General features: G+C 69.1%; 14 protein-coding genes. 12 read left to right on the forward strand and 2 right to left on the reverse strand.

From position 1 onward, the window contains the following. Positions 1-90 precede the first annotated feature (90 nt). From ACQCO7_RS33000 to ACQCO7_RS33025, 6 genes are read left to right on the forward strand one after another with little or no spacing between them, the layout of a single operon-like run. The gene (locus ACQCO7_RS33000) at positions 91-1,083 is read left to right on the forward strand and encodes an ABC transporter permease (protein ID WP_464075217.1); all 993 of its coding nucleotides are present in this window, start codon (positions 91-93) and stop codon (positions 1,081-1,083) included. Beyond that, on the forward strand, positions 1,080-1,979 hold the full coding sequence (locus tag ACQCO7_RS33005) for a carbohydrate ABC transporter permease (protein WP_464075218.1): 900 nt from the start codon (positions 1,080-1,082) through the stop codon (positions 1,977-1,979). Before ACQCO7_RS33000 ends, ACQCO7_RS33005 begins: the two co-directional genes overlap by 4 nt. A 28-nt stretch (positions 1,980-2,007) precedes the next feature. After that, positions 2,008-3,678, forward strand: a complete 1,671-nt coding sequence (locus ACQCO7_RS33010) for an ABC transporter substrate-binding protein (protein WP_464075219.1) — start codon at positions 2,008-2,010, stop codon at positions 3,676-3,678. After that, a complete protein-coding gene (locus tag ACQCO7_RS33015; RefSeq protein WP_464075220.1) occupies positions 3,675-5,198 on the forward strand; it encodes a GH39 family glycosyl hydrolase in 1,524 nt (507 codons plus the stop codon). Before ACQCO7_RS33010 ends, ACQCO7_RS33015 begins: the two co-directional genes overlap by 4 nt. Then, positions 5,195-5,869, forward strand: coding sequence for a hypothetical protein (locus ACQCO7_RS33020; protein WP_464075221.1), 675 nt, complete (start codon positions 5,195-5,197; stop codon positions 5,867-5,869). The genes ACQCO7_RS33015 and ACQCO7_RS33020 overlap by 4 nt, the downstream gene beginning before the upstream one ends. Next, positions 5,866-7,884, forward strand: coding sequence for a beta-galactosidase (locus ACQCO7_RS33025; protein ID WP_464075222.1), 2,019 nt, complete (start codon positions 5,866-5,868; stop codon positions 7,882-7,884). The genes ACQCO7_RS33020 and ACQCO7_RS33025 overlap by 4 nt, the downstream gene beginning before the upstream one ends. 32 nt (positions 7,885-7,916) lie before the next feature. Here the strand turns inward: ACQCO7_RS33025 and ACQCO7_RS33030 are convergent, their stop codons facing one another. Further along, positions 7,917-9,920 (reverse strand): alpha-glucuronidase, encoded by a 2,004-nt coding sequence (locus ACQCO7_RS33030; RefSeq protein WP_464075223.1) that lies wholly within the window; start codon positions 9,918-9,920, stop codon positions 7,917-7,919. Positions 9,921-9,940: 20 nt separating this feature from the next. Further along, positions 9,941-13,765 (reverse strand): GH92 family glycosyl hydrolase, encoded by a 3,825-nt coding sequence (locus ACQCO7_RS33035; protein WP_464075224.1) that lies wholly within the window; start codon positions 13,763-13,765, stop codon positions 9,941-9,943. 349 nt (positions 13,766-14,114) lie between these two features. Between ACQCO7_RS33035 and ngcE the strand changes: the two genes are divergently transcribed. From ngcE to ACQCO7_RS33065, 6 genes are all read left to right on the forward strand, one after another. Further along, entirely contained in the window at positions 14,115-15,566 is a 1,452-nt protein-coding gene (gene ngcE, locus ACQCO7_RS33040; RefSeq protein WP_464075225.1) for an N-acetylglucosamine/diacetylchitobiose ABC transporter substrate-binding protein, read from the forward strand. Between the two features lie 16 nt (positions 15,567-15,582). Continuing rightward, positions 15,583-16,509: a carbohydrate ABC transporter permease gene (locus tag ACQCO7_RS33045; RefSeq protein WP_464075226.1), complete on the forward strand. Its 927-nt coding sequence runs from the start codon at positions 15,583-15,585 to the stop codon at positions 16,507-16,509. Next, positions 16,509-17,405, forward strand: coding sequence for a carbohydrate ABC transporter permease (locus tag ACQCO7_RS33050; protein ID WP_464075227.1), 897 nt, complete (start codon positions 16,509-16,511; stop codon positions 17,403-17,405). Before ACQCO7_RS33045 ends, ACQCO7_RS33050 begins: the two co-directional genes overlap by 1 nt. A gap of 444 nt (positions 17,406-17,849) precedes the next feature. Further along, on the forward strand, positions 17,850-19,049 hold the full coding sequence (locus ACQCO7_RS33055; RefSeq protein WP_464077342.1) for an ROK family transcriptional regulator: 1,200 nt from the start codon (positions 17,850-17,852) through the stop codon (positions 19,047-19,049). 121 nt (positions 19,050-19,170) lie between these two features. Then, complete coding sequence (locus ACQCO7_RS33060) at positions 19,171-20,289, forward strand: sugar ABC transporter substrate-binding protein (protein ID WP_464075228.1); 1,119 nt, start codon at positions 19,171-19,173, stop codon at positions 20,287-20,289. 293 nt (positions 20,290-20,582) lie between these two features. Then, entirely contained in the window at positions 20,583-21,374 is a 792-nt protein-coding gene (locus ACQCO7_RS33065; protein ID WP_075661054.1) for an ATP-binding cassette domain-containing protein, read from the forward strand. Positions 21,375-21,447 lie beyond the last annotated feature (73 nt).

Raw genomic sequence — 21,447 nt, forward strand, 5'->3', positions numbered from 1 at the left:
AGCGGTTTCTACGTGCCCATAAGTTGCCGCGAAGTTACCGGTAAGAGCTCGAAAGTTTCGGTTCCGCGCCCCGCTCCGGGAGGCCCGAGCATGAGCACCCCCACCACATCGGCGCCCCCGCCGGGCACCCAGGACCCGCCACCCCCGAAGTCCCCGGGTGGCACGAAGTACCCGTCCGCGCGCCGCGGTTGGCGTCGGGCGCTGCGGCGCGACTGGCAGTTGTACTCGCTGGTGATCCTGCCGCTGCTGTTCTTCCTGGTCTTCCGCTATCTGCCGATGATCGGCAACGTCATCGCCTTCCGCCGGTTCGAGCCGGGCGGTTCGATCCTGGGCGAGCAGTGGGTGGGGCTGCGCTATGTGCGCATGTTCCTCAGCGACCCCACCTTCTGGCAGGTCTTCCGCAACACCCTGTGGCTGGGCCTGCTGACCCTCGTCTTCTGCTTCCCGATCCCGATCGTGCTGGCGCTGCTCCTCAACGAGGTGCGCCGCACCGCGCTGAAACGCTTTGTGCAATCGGTTTCCTATCTGCCGCACTTCCTGTCGGTCGTGATCGTCGCCGGGATCACGATGCAGATGCTCGCGACGGACGGGCCGGTCAACCACGTCCTCGGCTGGCTCGGCCACGATCCGATCCGGTTCATCCAGGAACCCGAGTGGTTTAGGACGGTGTACGTCGGCTCCGAGATCTGGCAGACCGCCGGGTGGGGCACGATCCTCTACCTCGCCGCGCTGACCACGATCGACGACGACCTGTACGAGGCCGCCCGCATCGACGGCGCCAACCGCTGGCGGCAGATCTGGCACGTCACCCTGCCCGGGATCCGGCCCACCATGATCACGCTGCTGATCCTCAACATCGGCACGTTCATGGCCGTCGGCTTCGAGAAGATCCTGCTGCTCTACAACCCGCTGACCTATCCGACCGCCGACGTCGTCTCGACCTACCTGTACCGGGCCGGTGTCGAGTCCAACAGCTTCAGCTACGCGGCGGCCATCGGCCTGTTCGAGGCGGTCATCGGGCTCGTCCTCATCACCTCCGCGAACCAGCTCTCGCGCCGCACAGTGGGGACCAGCCTGTGGTGAGCAAGGTCAAGGTACGCACCTCGGTCGACCAGCCGACGCGCGGCTACCGCGTCTTCCAGGGCGTCAACGGCGTCGTCCTCACCGGCGTCGTCGTCCTGACGCTGTACCCGTTCCTCAACATCGTCGCCCGCTCCTTCAGCGGCGAGCGCGCCATCCGCTCGGGTGAAGTCACCCTGTGGCCCAAGGAGTTCGACCTCACGACGTACCGCATCGTCATCAACGACTCGACGTTCTGGCGCAGTTACGGCAACACCGTGCTCTACACCGTCACCGCCACCGCCGTCGCCATGGTTCTGACGACCTGTTACGCCTACGTCCTGTCCAAGAAGAACCTCAAGGGGCGCGGACTCCTCGTCGGCGTCGCCGTGTTCACGATGTTCTTCTCCGGCGGCCTCATCCCGAACTACGTCCTCATCACCAGCCTCGGCCTCAAGAACTCGGTGTGGGCCATCGCCCTGCCCAACGCCATCAGCGTGTTCAACCTGCTGGTGATGAAGGCGTTCTTCGAGTCCCTGCCGAGCGAGCTGGAGGAGGCCGCCCAGATCGACGGGCTCAGTACGTACGGCATCCTGCTGCGCGTCGTGCTGCCGCTGTCCAAGGCCGTCGTCGCGACGATGATCCTGTTCTACTCGGTGTCCTTCTGGAACTCCTGGTTCCAGGCGTTCCTGTACATGGACCGGACCGACCTCATGCCGGTCACCGTCTATCTGCGCAACATCATCGCGGGCGCCACCGGAGCCTCCAACGCCGGTGCCACCACGGAGCAGGGCACACAGGTCGCGGCCTCCATCCAGGCCGTGACGATCGTGCTCACCTCGCTGCCGATCCTGTGCGTGTACCCGTTCGTCCAGCGCTACTTCGTCTCGGGCGTGATGCTCGGCGCGGTCAAGGGCTGACCGCCCCCCACCTCCCAAGGAGTCTCCGGTGCAGAAGAACTCCCGCCCCAACACAGGCCAGTTGTCACGCCGTCAGATCCTGGCCGCCGCCGGGTTCGTCGGCCTCGCCACCCTCACCGGCTGCGGCAGCGGCGACGACGGCGGCGACTCCAAGGACCTCTCGAAGAAGCGGAACGGCGCGATGGAGGACTTCCGCGTCGGCCAGCAGTTCAAGGCGACGAAACCGCTCTCCTTCGACGTCCTGCACAACGACAACCCGGCCTACCCGATGAAGACGAGCTGGCTGTTCTGGAAGGAGGTGACCCGGCGCACCGGCGTCACCCTCAAGCCGGTCTCGGTGCCGCTCAGCGACTACGAGAAGAAGCGCAGCCTCCTCATCGGCGCGGGCGACGCGCCCTTCCTCATCCCCAAGACCTACCACCCGTCCGAGGCCGCCTTCGTCTCCTCCGGCGCGATCCTCCCCGTCAGCGAGTACGTCCATCTCATGCCCAACTTCCAGGACAAGGTGAAGAGATGGAAGCTGGAACCGGAGATCGACGCGATCCGCCAGTCCGACGGCAACTACTACCTGCTGCCCGGCCTCCACGAGAAGCTCAAGTCCGGCTACTCGATGGCGTTCCGTACGGACGTCCTCCAGAAGCACGGCCTCGCCCTCCCCACCACCTGGGACGAGGTCTACAACGTCTTCAAGGCCCTCAAGACCGAATACCCCGACCGCTACCCCTTCTCCGACCGCTGGAACGTCAACACCCCTTTCCCGCCAGGGGCGTTCTTCGGCTACCTCGGCCAGGCGTACGGCATCCCGGCCGGCTGGTCCTACGACAACCTCAGCTGGGACGCCGGCAAGAAGGAGTTCGTCTTCACCGGCGCCCGTGACGAGTTCCGCCAGCTGGTCGAGTTCGTCGCGAAGCTGGTCTCCGAGAAGCTCATGGACCCCGAGAGCTTCACCCAGACCGACGACAACGCACAGCAGAAACTCCTCGCCGAGAAGTCCTTCGCGATCAGCGCCAACCCGCAGGTCCTGGTCCAGGAGTACCGCTACAACCTGACCAAGCAGGTCAAGGGCGCCACCATCGAGATGGTCCCGGTGCCGCTGGGCCCCGCCGGACCCGTCGTGCTCGGCGGCGGCCGTCTGGAGAACGGCCTCATGATCTCCAGCAAGGCCCTCAAGAGCGACGACTTCGTGGCCATGATGCAGTTCGTCGACTGGCTCTGGTACTCCGACGAGGGCCAGCGCTTCTCCAAGTGGGGCGTCCAGGGCACGACGTACACCTACAGCGGCGGCCAGTACAGACTGGAGCCCGGCCTCTCCCTGATGGGCCAGAACCCGAACGCCCCGAAGGACCTCCAGAAGGACTTCGGCTTCTTCAACGGCGTGTTCACGTACGGCGGCAGCTGGGCGCTGGTCTCCTCCAACTTCAGCCCCGACGAGAAGAAGTTCCAGGACGCGATGGCCCAGCGCAAGGAACTGCCCATCGCCCCCGCCCACCCCCTCGAATCCTTCGAGCAGGAACAGGCCACCCTCTGGGACACCCCCCTCAAGGACCATGTCGGCCAGAACGCTCTCCAGTTCGCCCTCGGCAAGCGGCCCCTGTCCGAATGGGACTCCTACGTCTCGGAGTTGAAGTCCAAGAACATGGACCAGCTCGTCGCCCTCCACAACAAGGCGTACCAGCGCTACCAGAAGGAGCACGGGTGATCCGCGTCCCCGCCGAGACCGTCGGCCCCCTCCCCGCCGCCTGGCGCCACTGCGTCGGCACCGGCCGGACCGAACTCGCCCTGCGCCGCGACTACTTCGACTCCCTGAAGCTGGTCCAGCGCGAGATCGGCTTCCAGCACATCCGGGGCCACGGCCTGTTCGGCGACAGCATGGGCGTCGTCCGCCCCTACGAACACCAGGGCACCCGGCGCCTGCACCACAGCTTCACGTACGTCGACCAGGTCATCGACGCCTACCTGGAGCTGGGCATCCGCCCCTTCCTCGAACTCGGCTTCATGCCCGAGGAGTTGGCCTCCGGATCCCAGACGGTCTTCTGGTGGAAGGGCAACGTCACCCCGCCCCGCTCCCACACCGAGTGGGCCGCCCTGGTCCGCGCCACCCTCACCCACCTCATCGACCGCTACGGCCTCGCCGAGGTCCGCACCTGGCCCATCGAGGTGTGGAACGAACCCAACCTCGACCTCTTCTGGGAGAACGCCGACGAAAAGGCGTACCACCACCTGTACGAGGTGACAGCGCACACGGTGAAGGAAGTCGACGCCTCCCTCCAGGTCGGCGGCCCCGCGATCTCCCCCGGCGCCGACGAATGGCTGCCCCGCTTCACGGACTTCACCGACCAGCACGACGTCCCCCTCGACTTCGTCTCCCGGCACGCCTACACCTCGGGCCCCGCCCAGCGCGTCCCGTTCGCCAGCTACCAGACCCTCGCCCCGGCGCGCGACCTCCTCGACCAGTTCGCGACCCCGCGCCGCCGGCTCAAGGGCACGCGGTACGCCGGACTCCCCGTCCACATCACCGAGTTCAACTCCTCCTACTGCCCGGACAACCCGATCCACGACACCGCGTTCAACGCGGCCTACCTGGCCCCGGTGCTGGCGGAGGGCGGCGAGCTGGCCGACTCCTTCTCGTACTGGACGTTCAGCGACATGTTCGAGGAAGCGGGCGTCCCGACGGCCCTGTTCCACGGCGGCTTCGGCCTGTTGACGCACCGTCAGGTCAAGAAGCCCACCTTCCACCTGTACGCGTTCATGTCCCGCATGGGCGAGGACCTCCTGTCGAGGGGCGACCACCACTTGGTCACGCGGCACCGGGACGGCCGGGTAACGGTCCTGGCCTGGGCGCCGGTCGACCCGACGGGGGAGACCCCGGGCCCGGACCGCCACGAGGTCCACCTCTCGATCCCCCTGGCAGGGACGGGGACTTCAGGGGCGGAGGCGTTTGTGCGCCGCTCGACAGTGGACGAGGACCACGGCAACGCGTACACCGCATGGCGCGAGATGGGCAGCCCACGCTCCCCGAAACAGGGCCAGTTGGACATGCTGCACGAGGCGGCGGAGCCGGCCCGCACCCACTTCCGCCTCCCCCTGGCAGAGGGCCGGGCGGACCTGCGCCTCACCCTGGCCCGCAACGAGATCACCCTCGTCGAACTGGCCCCCCTGGTGGACGAGACCTCCGAATGGTGGGACGAGAGGCGGCTGTTGGGACGGGAGACGCCATGAGCGCCAACAGTGCGGTCACCTCTTTCGGCACCGGCCCCCTCTCCCGCGCCGCCGTCCTCATCCACACCCTCCTCACCACCGAAGCCCTCCTCCTCGTCACCGCGGCCCCCGGCCTGATCCCCCTCCTCCTGACCGGCCCCACCCCCCTGACCGCCCTCTTCCTCCTCCCCCTGGGCCCCGCCGCCTCCGCCGCCCTCTACGCCCTGCACCACCGCGGCACCGACCTCACCGACCTCCACCCCACCCGCCGCTACCTCCAGGGCCTGCGCCTCAACACCCTCCCCGCCCTGAAACTCTGGACCCCGCTCCTGGCCTGGCTGACGGTGACCGCCTTCACCCTCACCCACTTCGAGAGCACCGGCCTCCCCACCTGGTGGGCCCTGATCATCGCGGCCACCGCCCTCACCACCCTCCTGTGGGGCGCCCACGCCCTGATCCTCACCTCCCTGTTCACCTTCCGCGCGAGGGACACGGCCCGCCTCGCCGCGTACTTCCTCCTGCGCCACGGCAAGGTCACCCTGGGCGCCCTCTCGCTCCTGATCGTGACCGGCGCGATGACGGCCCTGCTCACGGAAGCGCTCCCGGCGCTCCTGTCGGCCCTGCTGCTTCTCTCCCTGCTCCACACCGCCCGCCCGGTGATCGCCGAGACGAAGGAGAACTTCACCGCATGACCGACAAGATCCGGTACGGCGGCGACTACAACCCCGAGCAGTGGCCGCAGGAGGTCTGGACGGAGGACCACCGCCTGTTCGACGAGGCCGGGATCGACACGCTGACGGTGGGCGTGTTCATCTGGTCGCTGACCCAACCGGCCGAGGACACCTACGACTTCACGGTCCTGGACGACATCCTGGACCGCGCGGCGGCGGAGGGCAGAAGCGTCTGCCTGGCGACCGGAACCGCCGCCCTCCCGCCGTGGCTCGCGCAGCGGTACCCGGAGGTCAACCGCACGGACTTCGAGGGCCGCCGCCACCGCTACGGCCAGCGCCACAACTTCTGCCCCAGTTCCCCGGCGTACCGCCGCCTCTCGACGCAACTGGCGGCCCGCCTGGCCGAACGCTACGGAAACCACCCGGCGTTGCTGGCCTGGCACATCAACAACGAGTACGGCGGCGCCTGTTACTGCGACCTGTGCGCGGAGGCGTTCCGGGACTGGCTGAAGGCACACCACGGCACCCTGGACGCCCTCAACGACGCCTGGTGGACGACGTTCTGGTCCCACCGCTACTCGGACTGGGCGCAGATCGAACCCCCGAGCGCGCTCACGGAACACTGGCGGGGCCCCGACCACACCGCGTTCCAGGGCATCACCCTGGACTACCAGCGGTTCATGACGGACGCCCTCCTCGGCTGCTTCACGGCGGAGAAGCGGGCGATCCGCGAGCACGACCCGGAGACCCCGGTGACGACGAACATGATGGGCGCCTACCGCCCCCTGGACTACCACCGCTGGGCCCCGCACCTCGACTTCGCGTCCTGGGACAACTACCCGCCGCCGGACGCCCCGCCGACCCGCCCGGCCCTCGCGCACGACCTGATGCGCGGCCTCAAGGACGGCGCCCCCTTCTGGCTGATGGAGCAGACCCCGTCCACGACGGCGTGCCGCGACGTCAACCCCCTGCACCGCCCCGGCGAACTGCGCCTCGCCACCTGGCAGGCGGTCGCCCACGGCGCCGACGCGGCCCTGTACTTCCAGCTGCGCGCCTCCCGCGGCGCCTGCGAGAAGTACCACGGCGCCGTCATCGGCCACGCGGGTCGCGACGACACCCGTACGTTCCGTGAAGTCGCCGCCCTGGGGCGAGAGTTGGCCGACCTCGGCGACCTCACGCTCGGCGCCCGCACCCCCTCCCGCACCGCGCTCCTCTTCGACTGGGACAGCTGGTGGGCCCTGGAGCTCTCCGACGGCCCCTCCCGCCTCGTCCGCTACCTGGACGTCGTCCACGCCTACTACCGCGCGGCCCGCGAGGCCGGCGCCGACGTGGACGTCGTCCCCGTCACCGCCGACCTCACCCCGTACGACGTCGTCCTCGCCCCCGCCCTCCACCTCATCAAGGGCGACCTGGCGAGCCGCCTCGAAGCGGTCGCGGAGAGCGGCGGAACCGTCCTCGCGACGTTCCTGTCCGCCCGCTCCGACGAACACGACCGCGCCTTCCTCACCGACCTGCCGGGACCCCTCGCCTCCCTCCTGGGTATCAGGATCGACGAGTGGGACGCGCGTCCCCCGGAGGTCGTACAACCCGTAGTACTCCCGGACGGCCCCGAGTCCCAGGCCCGGCTGGTCTTCGAGATCGTCCAGCTCAAGGGCGCCGAACCCGTCGCCCCCTACGGCGCGGACTTCTACGCCGGTACGCCCGCCGTCACCCGCAACCGCTTCGGCGGACACGGCGGCGAGGGCTGGTACGTCGCCACGGCCCTCGACCAGCCCGGCGTCGACCACGTCGTCCGCCTCGTCCTCGCCCGCCACCACCTCATCGGCCCCTACGCCGACCACCCCACGGTCGAGACCGCCACCCGCGTCACCGAGGACGGCACGCCCCTGCTCTTCCTCCTCAACCACGCGAGAGAAACAGCCGAGTTGACCGCCCACACCACCACGACCGACCTCCTCACCGGCAAGCGGGCCGAGGCCGGCGCCCCTCTCGTCCTCGACCCGCTCGGCGTCGCGGTGCTCAAAGCGGACCAGTAGAGCGAACCAGTAGAGCGGACCGGTAGCGCGGATCAGTAGATGCGCCGTCCCCGCTCGTCGGCGACCCCCGACTTGCGGAAGAAGTACGTGTTCACCTGATCCCGCCACTCCCGGGCGCTGCGCACCTGCTCCTCGAACCGCTCCGCCCCCCGCGCGAACCGCTCCGGATCCACCACCCCCTTGAGGCCCGCCCACACCCGGCGGGCCTCCTCCGCCTCCTCGGCCCCCTCGAAGTGGGTGTCGTAGATGTGCTGGATCACGGTCTTCCCGCTCTTCAGCACGTGCCCGTACGGCACATGGTGGAAGAACAGCAGCAGTTCGTCGGGGCAGCTCTCCACCGACTCGTACACCGAGGCCCACGGCTCCCCGTACTGCCCCGCGTACCCGGTCCCCGTCGCCACGCTCCGGTCCACCCCCACCCCGTCCCGGTCCGCGAAGTGGTAGGTCCCCCACGGGCTGTACTCGTACCCGTCGACACCCGGCCCGTAGTGATGCCCCGGCTGCACCATGAACCCCACCCCGAGCGGCGCCGTGTACTTCTCGTACGTCGCCCAGGACCCGGCGAGAAGCTGCCGCAGCTCGCCGAACGGCCCGTCACCGAACGTCAGCCGGAGCCACTCGTCCAGGATGTCCAGCGGCTCCGCGTCCGGCTGCCACGCCAACCGGCCGAACGTGTACAGGTTCGCCTGCGCGAGCGGATGCCCCGTCCAGAACGGATCGTCCCCCACGTTCGACACCGCGACCAGCTCGCTCGCCAACTCCCCGACGGACGGCCCCTGTTCACCCCTCGGCCTGAACCGCAGCACCTCGCTCCACATCGGCCCCAGCCAACAGGCGTGCCGCTGCTGCCCGGTGTACTCCTGCGTCGCCTGCACCTCCACCGCGAACCGCGTCCGGGGCAGCGCCCCCAGCACCGGCGACACCGGCTCCCGCGTCTGGAAGTCCATCGGCCCGTGCTTCACCTGGAGCACCGCACTCTCGGCGAACTCCCCGTCCAGCGGCGCGAAATGGTCGTACGCCGCCCGCGCCCGGTCCGTCGACCGGTCCCGCCAGTCCTGACGGTGGTCGTAGACGAACGCCCGCCAGTGCACCGTCCCCCCGAACGGCGCGAGCGCGGCGGCCAGCATGTTCGCCCCGTCCGCGTGCGAGCGCCCGTAGGCGAACGGCCCCGGCTGCCCCTCCGAGTCGGCCTTCACCACGAACCCCCCGAAGTCCGGGATCGCCTCATACACCCCCCGAACAGCCCCGGCCCACCACTCCCGCACCCCCGCGTCCAGCGGATCGGCGGTCCCCAGCCCGCCCAGCACGATCGGTGCCGCGAACGTCACCGACAGATGCGTACGAATCCCATATCCCCTCAACACCTCGGCTATCGCGGCGACTTCACCGATCCGCTCGGTCAGCAACCGCGCCTCCGCCGCGTGCACGTTGACGTTGTTCACGGCGACGGCGTTCACCCCGCAGGCCGCGAGCAGCCGCGCGTACGCCCGCACCCGCGCCGCGTCCCCCCGGGCCCGACCGTCCGCCCAGAACACCGACCCGCCCGCGTACCCCCGCTCGACCTGCCCCATGACCGGATGCACGGCCACGTTGTCCCAGTGGTCCACCATCCGCAGCGGCAGGGCGGGGGAGTGGAGTTCACTCCGCGCCGGTCCACCGAACGCGCTGTCGCCGAGGCGGACGACGTGGAAGAGGCCGTAGAGCAGCCCGGCTCCACCGGACGCGGTGACCGAGGCGCGGGTGCCGTCGAAGGCGAAGGCGAACTCCTCGCCGGAACCCGCGAGTTCGCCACAACCCGCGAGTTCGCCGGAACCCGCGAGTTCGCCGGGGCCTGAGAGTTCCGCCACCTCCAGCAGCAGGTCGCACGCCCCCTCCCCGACCACCTCCCCACCGAACCGCCCACAGGCTTCCCGTACTTCGCCCCGCACGGTCCCCACCAGCTCCCCGGCCCCCCGCACACACACCCGCCGGGCCCCCAGCGCCCGGAACGCCTCCGCAGGCAACCACGCGGGATCGAGACTCTCAAGCGACGGCATGTATCCCCCAACTCGGCGGCTCAGGCGAGCAGTTCGACTTCCGACAGCACCGCCTCGCCGTCGAGCAGCAGACGGTACTTCCCGTACGTACCCGCAGACCCCACACCGAACGCCCGTGTCTGCCTGCCCCACGAGAACGACTCCCCGTCCCGCCGGTCCAGCGTCGCCCACGCGACCCCGTCGTCCGAGCCCTGGAGCGTCCACGCGTGAGGTGCCCGCGCCGGGTCGGCTCCCGAAGTCAGCGTGTACTGAACGCCGTTGACCCTGCCGGACACCGGAAGGCCGACCGACGTGACAGCCGCCGAGGAAGCGGACGTGTCGTCGAACAACGCCCCACCCCGCCGCAGCACATCCGCACGGGGCCGAGGCACCGCATCCCCCCGAGTGATCGACACCGGCCCCGACCCCGCACCCCACGAAGAAGGACGCGGCCCCATGGCGAACTCCAGCACCCCGCCCCGGGAGATGGCCGAGTGCGGCAGCGAAGCCGACGTCAGCGCACGCCCGTCGAACCGCACCCCCTGCACGTACACGTTCCGCGCGCTGTTCCCCGGTGCCTTCACCACCAGCGTCCTCCCGCTGTCCATCCGCACGGTCACCTTCGTGAACAGCGGTGACCCGATGGCGTATTCACCGCTCCCCATCACCAGCGGATAGAACCCGAGCGCCGAGAACAGGTACCACGCCGACTGCTCCCCGTTGTCCTCGTCCCCGTGATACCCCTGCCCGATCGAACTGCCGGTGTAGAGCCGCGAGAGCACCTCCCGCACGGCGGCCTGCGTCTTCCACGGCTGCCCGGCCGCCAGATACATGTACAGCGCGTGGTGCGCGACCTGGTTGGAGTGCCCGTACATCCCCATCCGGACGTCCCGCGCCTCGGTCATCTCGTGGATGACCCCCTCGTACGACCCGGCGAAGTCGACGGACGCGGTCTCGGGAGTCGACAGGTAGGCGTCGAGCTTCCTGCCCAACTCCCCGCGCCCGCCGTACAGGTTGGCGAGACCTCGGCTGTCCTGCGGCGCGGTGAACGCGTACCCCCAGCCGTTGGTCTCCGTGTAGTCGTACCCCCAGACACGCGGGTCGTACTCGGCGGATGGCACCCGCCAGTCGCCCTTCGCGTCCCGGCCCTGGAAGAAACCGGCCCGGGAGTCGAAGAGACGGACGTATCCGCGTGCCCGGTCGAGGAAGTACGCGGACTCCTCGCGGTACCGCTTCTCCCCGGTCCGCCGGTACAGCTCCTGGCCCATCCGCGCGAGGCCGTAGTCGTTGACGTACCCCTCCAGCGCCCAGGACAGGCCCTCGTGCGTGTCCGTCGCCGTGTAGCCGAGGAACGGCGAGGTCGCCATGCCCTTGCGGCCCACACCCGGACTCGGCGGCACCACCGTCGCGTTCTTCAGCGCCGCCTCGTACGCCGCCCGCGCGTCGAAGTCGACACCCTTCACGTACGCGTCCGCGAAAGCGACGTCCGACGACGTGCCGGTCATCAGGTCGGCGTACCCGGGGGAGGACCAGCGGGAGATCCAGCCGCCGTCCCGGTACTGCTGCACGAACCCGTCGACCAGCTCGCCCGCTTGACGGGGTGTCAGGAACGAGTAGGCGGGCCACGCCGTCCGATACGTGTCCCAGAAACCGTTGTTGACGTACACCTTGCCGTCCACGACCTTCGCGCCCGTGTGGGTCGGGGTGTCGGGGCCGGCCGGCGGCGAGAACGGCGAGGCGTACCGGTAGGCCGAACCCACCTTCTCGAAGCCGGAGTTGGGGTACAGGTACAGCCGGTAGAGGCTGGAGTACAGCGTGGTCAACTGATCCGGCGTCGCTCCCTCGACCTGCACCCGCCCGAGCAACTCGTCCCACTGCGCCCGCGCACCGTCCCGGACCTGCTCGAAGGACCGGCCCGCCGGGATCTCCTGACGCAGGTTGTCCCGCGCCTGGTCCAGGCTGATCAGCGAGGTCGCGATCCGCAAAGTGACGGCCCGGGTGTCGAAGCGGAAGTACCCCTTGACCCCACTGAAAGCGCCGTCCCTCACGGGCTCGGCGAACTCCCCGTACACGAACAGCCGCGAAGCCCCCGCCGACAGACCGGACTTGACGTCGCTGTACCCGGTGACGACGCCCTTCCCGACGTCCAGCGAGAGCCCCGCGTCCTCCTTCACGTTGTCGAACACCACGCTCCCACCGGAAGCCCCCGGAAACGTGAACCGCATGACCGCCGCATGATCCGTCGGCGCCACCTCCGCCGCCATCCCGCCCTCGAACCCCACCCGATACCCGTACGGCCGGGCCACCTCGTCCTCGTGCCGGAACGCCGCCGCCCGCTCCCCCCGCCCCGTCGGCGGCACCCCGCTCCCCGCCACCGGCATCACCTGGAACGTCTGCCGGTCCCCCATCCACGGACTCGGCTGATGACTCACCCCGAACGCCTGGATCTCCGGCAGATTCCGGGAGTTGCCGCCCCGCGCGTACTCGTACAGCCAGCCCAGCGAGGACGCGTCGGTCACCGGCGTCCAGAAGTTGAACCCATGCGGTACGGCCGTGGCCGGAAAGGTATTGCCCCGGGAGAAGGCACCGCTGGAGTTGGTCCCCCGAGTGGTAACCGCGTAGTCCGAAAGATGGACCCGGGGAGCCTCGGCCGCCACCACCCCGATCCGCACATCGTCCACCCACCCCCGGAACCGAGCCGCCCCCCTACCTGAGTCGTACCCGACCAATACCCGGTCGACGGTCTTCCCCGCCGCCACCGCCCCCAGCGCCACACTCACGTCGTTCCACTGGTTCACGTACAGGACCTTCGCCGCCCCCTGCCCCCGAGGCGACACCCCGAACCCGTACTGATCCACCGCCCCGAGCGAACTCAGCGACGTCCCGTCCGTGAACGCCAGATCCACCGCGACGTTCGTGGCCGCGTAGTCCAGATCCCCGTCACCCATCGCGGGAAAGATCCGGTACCCCAGCCGGGTCTCCCGCCCGACCGGCACCTCCACGTCGAGCACCTTGTTGTACGACCACCCCGCACCGGCCGAGGTCTGCCGCCCGGCGTACCGCAGCGCCCGCACCCCCGTGAACCCGGCCCGCGCCTTCGCCGTGGGAGACCCGGAGGGCCCCCGGTCGACCCCGGTCAGCATGTGCGGTGGCACAGGTCCCGCACTCCCGCCCGTCCCGAACCGCACATCGGCGAGCTGAAGCAGACCGGCGCCCCGGTTCGCCGTGACCTCCAGCCGGAAGTGGCTGAAAGCAGCCGCTGCGGGGAGCGCGTACGTACGACTCTCGAACCGTTTCTGGAACACCGTCCCTGCCTGGGCGTCCAGTTCCGCCCATGACGAACCGTCGGTGGAGCCGAGCAGCCTCCAGTCGGCGGGGTCCCGTTCGGGCGCGTCGTTCGCCGAGGTCAGCGCGTACGAGACGAGGGAGACGGGCCGCGCCAGGTCGAACTCCGCCCACCCCGTCGGCTCGAACACCAGCCACTTCGTGCCGGGTTCGCCGTCCACGAGGTTCTCCTTCACCTCCCCGCCGCCGGTGTTCTCACCACTCGCGCGCACACCGGTGACCTGGTCGGTGACATCGCCGGGAAGCCCGCCGGCGTCGTACCCGCCGTCCACGCCGGACGCCCCGCGCACCTCGTCGACGGTGTCGGTCCAGTCGGGCGCGGGCTCGCCGTCCTCGAAGGAGGTCGCGAAACCCCCGTAACCGTCGGAGGAAACCGGTTCCGCGCCTGCCGAAGCGCCTGCCGAAGCACCCGCGGAACCCCCCGCCACCCCCGGCGACGACAACGCCACAACCGTCGCACACACCACCACGATCGAGTGAAACCGCTTCCCCCACCGCCCCCGCCCCCACCGCTCCCGCATACCCGAAGCACCTCCCGAACCCCTCGGACGACCCGGACCGGACAACGTTTTCCCCGTGGCGGTGCGGGAATCAGTAGGTGGTCAAGTGACCTGTGATGTCAAGGACGTTCACTGGGGAAAGCGCTTGTGGTGTCGCGAATTCGGCAGCGGGGTGCCGTGGCGGCCGTCCGGATTTCCACGAGGTCTCAACTTGGAAAACAGGCTCGGCCAACCTTGCATTCGATCTTGCTCCCCTGCCGGGAAATGGACTATACCTGTCGGCGTTTCCTGCACGACCCTGCTTGACCCGACGCGGCCCCGGAACTGATCCGGTGCCGCCCTGAGTCCTGGAGAAGGCGAGGACTTGAGCATGGGATCCACCTCCGCAGAAAGCCGGGGACCGGCAGGCGTGGGCCGCCGGTCGATGATCAGGACGACCGCGGCGCTCGGACTGGTCTCCGCGCCCGCGCTGTCGTTCCTCACCTCGTGCGCCAGCAGCGGCGGCGACAGCGAGGAGAAGGCGAAGACCGGGACGAAGACGGCGAAGAACCCGCTCGGCGTCGACGAGTCGGCGAACCTGGAGTTCGTCCTGTTCGACGGCGGCTTCGGCACCCAGTACGCCAAGGACGCGGTCGCGTCGTACGAGAAGGCGTTCCCCAAGGCCGAGGTGAAGTTCTCGGCCACCCAGAAGATCCAGTCCGTCCTCCAGCCCCGCTTCAACCAGGGCACCCCGCCCGACCTGATCGACAACTCGGGCGCCGAGCAGATGGACATGGGCATCCTGTCCAGCAAGAAGCAGCTCACCGACCTCACCCCGCTGCTCGACGCCCCGTCGTACGACGACCCGAGCAAGAAGGTCCGCGACACCCTGCGCCCCGGCATCGTCGAGATGGGGCAGCTCGACGGGGCGCCGGTGTGGATCCTGTACTACGCCTACACGGTGTACGGCGTCTGGTACTCGCAGAAGGCGCTGGACGCGCTGGACTCGGCGTACCCGCAGACCTGGGACCAGATGCTCGCGGTCTGCGAGAAGGCCAAGAAGAAGGGCATCGCGGGCTGGACCTACGCGGGCAAGTACCCGTACTACCTGCCGTTCTCGCTGTACCCGATGATCGGCAAGGTCGGCGGCCGTGAGGTCCTGGACGCGATCGACAACCTGGAGCCGAACGCCTGGAAGAACCCGGCGGTCAAGACCTGCTTCGAGGCGTACTACGAGCTGTACAAGAAGGGGTACGTCCTGAAGGGCACCCCCGGTCTGGACCACATCCAGTCGCAGACCGCGTGGGCGCAGGGCAGGGCGCTGTTCATCCCCAACGGCTCCTGGGTCGAGAACGAGTCGGCGAACGTCATTCCCGCCGACTTCGACCTGGCGGTCTCGGCGCCGACCGGCATCGACGCCTCGGACAAGATGCCGTTCGGCACGATCTGGGCCTCGGGCGGCGAGCCGTTCATCGTCCCGGCGAAGGCGGCCAACGGGCTCGGCGGCATGGAGCAGCTGCGGATCATGCTCAGCGAGGCGTCGTCGCGGAACTTCACCTCCAAGGTCAAGTCGCTGAGCGCGTTCAACGGCGGGACCGACGGGATCACCCTCACGCCGGGTCTCAAGTCGGGGGTCGCCGCGCTCCAGAAGGCGGGCGACAACGTCCTCAACCCCCGGCTCCAGGACTGGTACGTGAAGCTCCAGAAGGAGCAGATCGGGGTCTCCGGGCTCGGCGAGATGATGGCCGGACGGCTCACCCCGGCCGAGGCGATCAAGAAGATCCAGGGATACGCCGACGCCGCCGCCAAGGACACGTCCATCAAGCACTACAAGCACCAGTAAAGGCAGCGGTGGAGCGATGCGGCACGGCCAGTACCGGTTCATCGCGGGGTTCCTCGCCCTGCCACTGGGGCTGTACGCCCTGTTCGTCCTGTGGCCGTTCGTCCAGTCGATCTACTACTCGTTCACCGACTGGACCGGCCTGAGCCCCGAATTCAAGATGGTCGGATTCGCCAATTACCGGCGGATGTTCCACGACGACGTCTTCTGGAAATCGTTGCAGCACAGTCTGCTCTTCGCACTCGTGCTGCCGCTGGTGACCATCGGACTCGCCCTCTTCCTCTCCTACATGATCAATGTGGGCGGACGGCGGAGAAAGGGCGGACCCGCGATCAGCGGGGTGCGGGGATCGTCGTTCTACAAGATCGTCTATTTCTTTCCGCAGGTCCTGTCGATCGCCATCGTCGCGCTGTTGTTCGCCTTCGCGTACAACCCGGACAGCGGTGCGATCAACTCGATCCTGCGGGGGGTGGGCCTCGGCGACGTGCAGCCGCTGTGGCTGGGTGATCCGGACCTCGCGCTGTGGTGCGTGATGGCGGTGCTGGTCTGGTCGACGGTCGGGTTCTTCGTCGTGCTGTTCTCCGCGGGCATGGCGTCGATCCCGGCCGACCTGTACGAGGCGGCGCTGCTCGACGGGGCCGGCCGGGCCGCGACGTTCTTCCGCATCACCCTGCCGCTGCTGTGGGACACCGTGCAGTCCGGCTGGGTCTACATGGGCATCCTCGCGCTCGGCGCCGAGTCCTTCGCGGTCGTCCAGATCATGACGGTCGGCCCCGGCGGACCCGACTACTCGACGACGGTCATGACGCTGTACGTCTACCAGACGGCGTTCCGGGACGGCCAGGCCGCCTACGCCACCACCATCGGGGTCGCCCTGCTCGTCGTCACGCTCGCGTTCGCCGCGGTCGTGATGCGGCTGGGGCGGCGGGAGCGGCTGGAGTACTGATGAAGACGACCGAGGCTCCCCCCGAGGTGAGGAAGACCGGACCGGCCGCCCCCGAGGTACCCGGACAACGCGACCGGGGCGTGCTCAACGTCTTCTCCCACGGCGTGCTGGTCATCTGGGCGATCCTCGTCGTCCTGCCGCTGGTCTGGGCGGTGATGACGTCCTTCAAGACCGACTCGGCGATCTTCAACTCGCCCTGGGCGCTGCCCGACGGGCTGCACCTCGACAACTGGGGGCGGGCCTGGACCGAGGCCCACATGAGCGACTACTTCCTCAACACCCTGGTGGTGGTGGGGGGTTCGCTCGTCGGGACGCTGGTCCTCGGCTCCATGGCGGCCTATGTGCTGGCCCGCTTCGAGTTCCCGGGAAACCGTTTCATCTACTACCTGTTCATCGGCGGCATGAGCTTCCCGGTGATCCTCGCCCTGGTCCCGTTGTTCTACGTCGTGAACAACCTGGGCCTCCTCAACACCATCCACGGCCTGATCCTCGTCTACATCGCCTACTCGCTGCCGTTCACCGTGTTCTTCCTGACGGCGTTCTTCCGCACCCTGCCCACCTCGGTCGCGGAGGCCGCGTTCGTGGACGGCGCCTCGCACAGCCGGACGTTCTTCCAGATCATGCTGCCGATGGCCCGCCCCGCCCTGGTCAGCGTCGGCATCTTCAACTTCCTCGGCCAGTGGAACCAGTACCTGCTGCCCACGGTCCTCAACACCGACCCCGACAAACGCGTCCTCACCCAGGGCCTGGTCCAGCTCGCCGTCAGCCAGGGCTACAAGGGCGACTGGTCGGGCCTGTTCGCGGGCCTGGTCATGGCGATGCTGCCGGTCCTCGCGGCGTACATCGTCTTCCAGCGCCAGGTGGTCGCCGGCCTCACGGCGGGGGCCCTGAAATGAGCCACGCGGGGCGCCACCGCGTCCCGCGCCCTGAGGGCCTGTGTCACGCCCCCGGCCGGGCGCCCGCCGCCTGGCACGCACTCCCCCGAGCTCTGCGAGCAGGGGGGACCCCCAGCGGCGTTGCCGAAACGCCCACGTGACTCCGCCACGCGGGCGCTCCGGCGCCTTGCGATCTGAGGGTCCCCCCTGCTCGCCAGAGCTTGGGGGAGCACCAGACGACGTGCGCTGATCCGGCCGGGGGCGTGACACAGGCCCTCACCGGCGTACACCTGATGAAAGCGGCAGAAAACGCTTGCACAACGGGTGGTCCTGTCCTGTACCGCCCATCTCCCCGGAAATTGTTCAACCTCTTGACGGGAGGCGACCGGAACGGCTCAGCTTAGAGTTCACTAGTTGGACATAGTCGGGGCCTCGTCGAGGCGGCCCCGCGCGCGGGAGGTCGTCGTGGAGACTCCGGGGTCGCAGTCGTCACTGCACAGAGCCAACCTGGAGCGGGTCGTACGAGCCGTGCGGATGGCCGGATCGCTCACCCAGGCGGAGATCGCCCGTACGACCGGACTGTCCGCCGCGACCGTCTCCAACATCGTCCGGGAGCTGAAGGAGGGCGGGACCGTCGAGGTCACGCCCACCTCGGCCGGTGGCCGCAGGGCGCGCAGCGTCAGCCTCAGCGGGGACGCCGGGATCGTCATAGGCGTCGACTTCGGCCATACGCACCTGCGCGTCGCCGTCGGCAACCTCGCCCACCAGGTCCTCGCCGAGGAGGCCGAGCCCCTCGACGTCGACGCCTCCTCCGCGCAGGGCTTCGACCGCGCGGAACAGCTGGTCAGCCGCCTGATCGAGGCGACCGGCGTGGACCGCTCCAAGATCGCCGGGGTCGGCCTCGGCGTGCCGGGCCCGATCGACCTGGAGTCCGGGACGCTCGGCTCCTCCGCGATCCTCCCGGGCTGGATCGGCACCCGCCCCGCCGAGGAGCTGCGCGGCAGGCTCGGCGTCCCGGTCCACGTCGACAACGACGCCAACCTCGGCGCGCTCGGCGAGATGGTCTGGGGGAGCGGCCGGGGCGTCCGTGATCTTGCTTACATCAAGGTCGCGAGCGGGGTCGGCGCGGGTCTGGTCATCAACGGGCGGATCTACCGGGGTCCGGGCGGCACGGCGGGCGAGATCGGGCACATCACGCTCGACGAGTCGGGCCCCGTCTGCCGGTGCGGGAACCGCGGCTGCCTGGAGACGTTCACCGCCGCGCGGTACGTCCTGCCACTCCTTCAGCCCAGTCACGGCCCGGATCTCACGGTCGAGGGCGTCGTACGGCTCGCGCGGGACGGAGATCCCGGCTGCCGCCGTGTGATTGCCGATGTGGGGCGGCACATCGGCAGTGGTGTCGCCAACCTGTGCAACCTCCTGAACCCCAGCAGAGTGGTGCTCGGCGGGGATCTCGCGGAGGCCGGGGAACTGGTACTGGGGCCGATCCGGGAGTCCGTCGGGCGGTACGCGATCCCCAGCGCGGCACGTCAACTCACCGTGCTGCCGGGGGCCTTGGGGGGCCGCGCCGAGGTGCTCGGGGCGCTCGCCCTGGCCCTGAGCGAGATGGGCGATTCGACCCTTTTGGACGGCACGCTGGCCTCCGTTACACCCGCGTTCACTTAGAGAACGCATGGCGCCGTTGCCATCTCGTTAAGTATTTACTTCTTGACGCCGAACGTACGGCCGAGTTGACTTCCAGCCACCTCGGCCGCAGCGTTGCGGCCCTGTCAGGGAGGCAACCTCAATGAACGCAACGATGCGTAGAGCCGCCATCGGCGCCACCGCCGTCTCCATGGCGATCGTGCTGGCCGCGTGCGGCAAGGCCGGAGACGACAAGGACGGCGGCAGCGACGCGTCCTCCGCCGGCACCAGCTCCGGTGGAGGCGGCAAGTCCATCGGTCTGCTCCTTCCCGACACCGTGACCGCGCGGTACGAGAAGTTCGACAAGCCGTACTTCGAGGAGAAGGTCAAGGCCCTCTGCGCCGACTGCAACGTCGAGTACGCGAACGCGGCGGCCAGCGCCGCCACGCAGGCGCAGCAGGTCAGCACCATGATCACCAAGGGCGTCAAGGTGATCGTGGTCTCCGCCCAGGACTCCGCCGCGATCAAGTCCTCCATCCAGGCCGCGGTCGCCAAGGGCGTCAAGGTCGTCGCGTACGACCGCCTCGCCCAGGGTCCGGTCTCCGGCTACGTCTCCTTCGACAACGTCAAGGTCGGCGAGCTCCAGGGCCAGGCGCTGCTCTCCGCGCTCGGCGCGAAGGCCACCAAGGCGTCCAAGATCGTCATGATCAACGGTGACGACGCCGACCCCAACGCGGCCGAGTTCAAGAAGGGCGCGCACCAGGCCCTCGACGGCAAGGTCGACATCGCCTACGAGCAGTCGGGTCTGTGGAAGGACACCGTCGCCGCTGAGAAGGTGTCCGCCGCGATCACGCAGCTCGGCGCGAAGAACATCGCCGGCGTCTACGCCGCCAACGACGGCATGGCCGGCGGTATCGCCAACACCCTCAAGGGCGCGGGCATCAGCGGTATCCCGCTGACCGGCCAGGACGCCGAGCTCGCGGGCATCCAGCGCATCGTCGCCGGGACGCAGTCCTCCACCGTCTACAAGGCGTTCCGGCCCGAGGCCGACGCCGCCGCGACGATGGCGGTCGACCTGCTCAACGGCAAGGACATCTCCTCCCTCGCCACCACCACGCTGACCAGCAAGTCCGGCGACAAGGTGCCCTCCCAGCTGCTGACCCCGGTCTCCGTGACCAAGGCCAACATCAAGGACACCGTCATCAAGGACGGCCTCTACACCGCCGCGGAGATCTGCACCGGCGAGTTCGCGGCCCCCTGCAAGGCCGCCGGGCTCCAGTAGGCGCCAGGGGTGAGGGGAAGGGCGCGAGGGTGCCGCAGAGGACACCCTCGGCCCCGTACCCCTTGTGAGGCCCCTCACCCGGCCCCTGCTCCGCAAGGCTCGTCCGGCGTCCGTCCCACCTCTACGTCCCGCTACCGGGACGGACGCCGGACGGATCAGGGGTGCGCGCCGCCGTTGCCAAGTGCGGCGGCCACGCGCATGTTCATCTTGTAAACCTTGTGCGCCCACCCGCGCACACACCTCCGCGTCCGTCAGTGCCGGCGCGGCATCCCGCCGGTCAGGCGGCGAAGGAGATGGTTCACGTGTCCGCTACGCCCGTGCTGGCGTTGCGCGGAGTCTCCAAGCGATTCGGTGCGGTCCAGGCCCTCACCGACGTCGATCTGGAGGTCCACGCCGGAGAAGTGGTCGCCCTGGTCGGCGACAACGGCGCAGGAAAGTCCACGCTGGTCAAGACGATCGCCGGGGTCCACCCGATCGACGAGGGCGTCATCGAGTGGGAGGGCAGCGCGGTCAGCATCAACAAGCCGCAGGACGCCCAAGGACTCGGTGTCGCGACCGTCTACCAGGACCTCGCGCTGTGCGACAACCTCGACGTCGTCGGCAACCTCTACCTCGGCCGTGAGCTGCTGCGCCGCGGCACCATCGACGAGGTCTCGATGGAGAAGAACGCGCGCGAGCTGCTCTCGACGCTCTCCATCCGCATCCCGAGCGTCCGCATCCCGATCGCGAGCCTCTCCGGCGGCCAGCGCCAGGTCGTCGCGATCGCCCGCGCCCTCATCGGCGACCCCAAGGTCGTCATCCTGGACGAGCCGACCGCCGCCCTCGGCGTCGAGCAGACCGCGCAGGTCCTCGACCTCGTCGAGCGGCTGCGCGAGCGCGGCCTCGGCGTCATCCTCATCAGCCACAACATGGCGGACGTCAAGGCGGTCGCCGACACCGTCCACGTGCTGCGCCTGGGCAAGAACAACGGCTCCTTCCCGGTGAAGGACACCAGCCACGAAGAGATCATCGCCGCGATCACGGGCGCCACGGACAACGCCGTGACCCGCCGTGCCGGGCGTCGCACCACGGAGGCGGCGAAGTGAGCGACACGCCGAAGGTCGAGAAGACCGAGCAGGCCGAGAAGACCGCCAAGGCCGAGCAGGCCGAGGCGGAGCA

The organism is Streptomyces saintjeani, assembly GCF_055409605.1.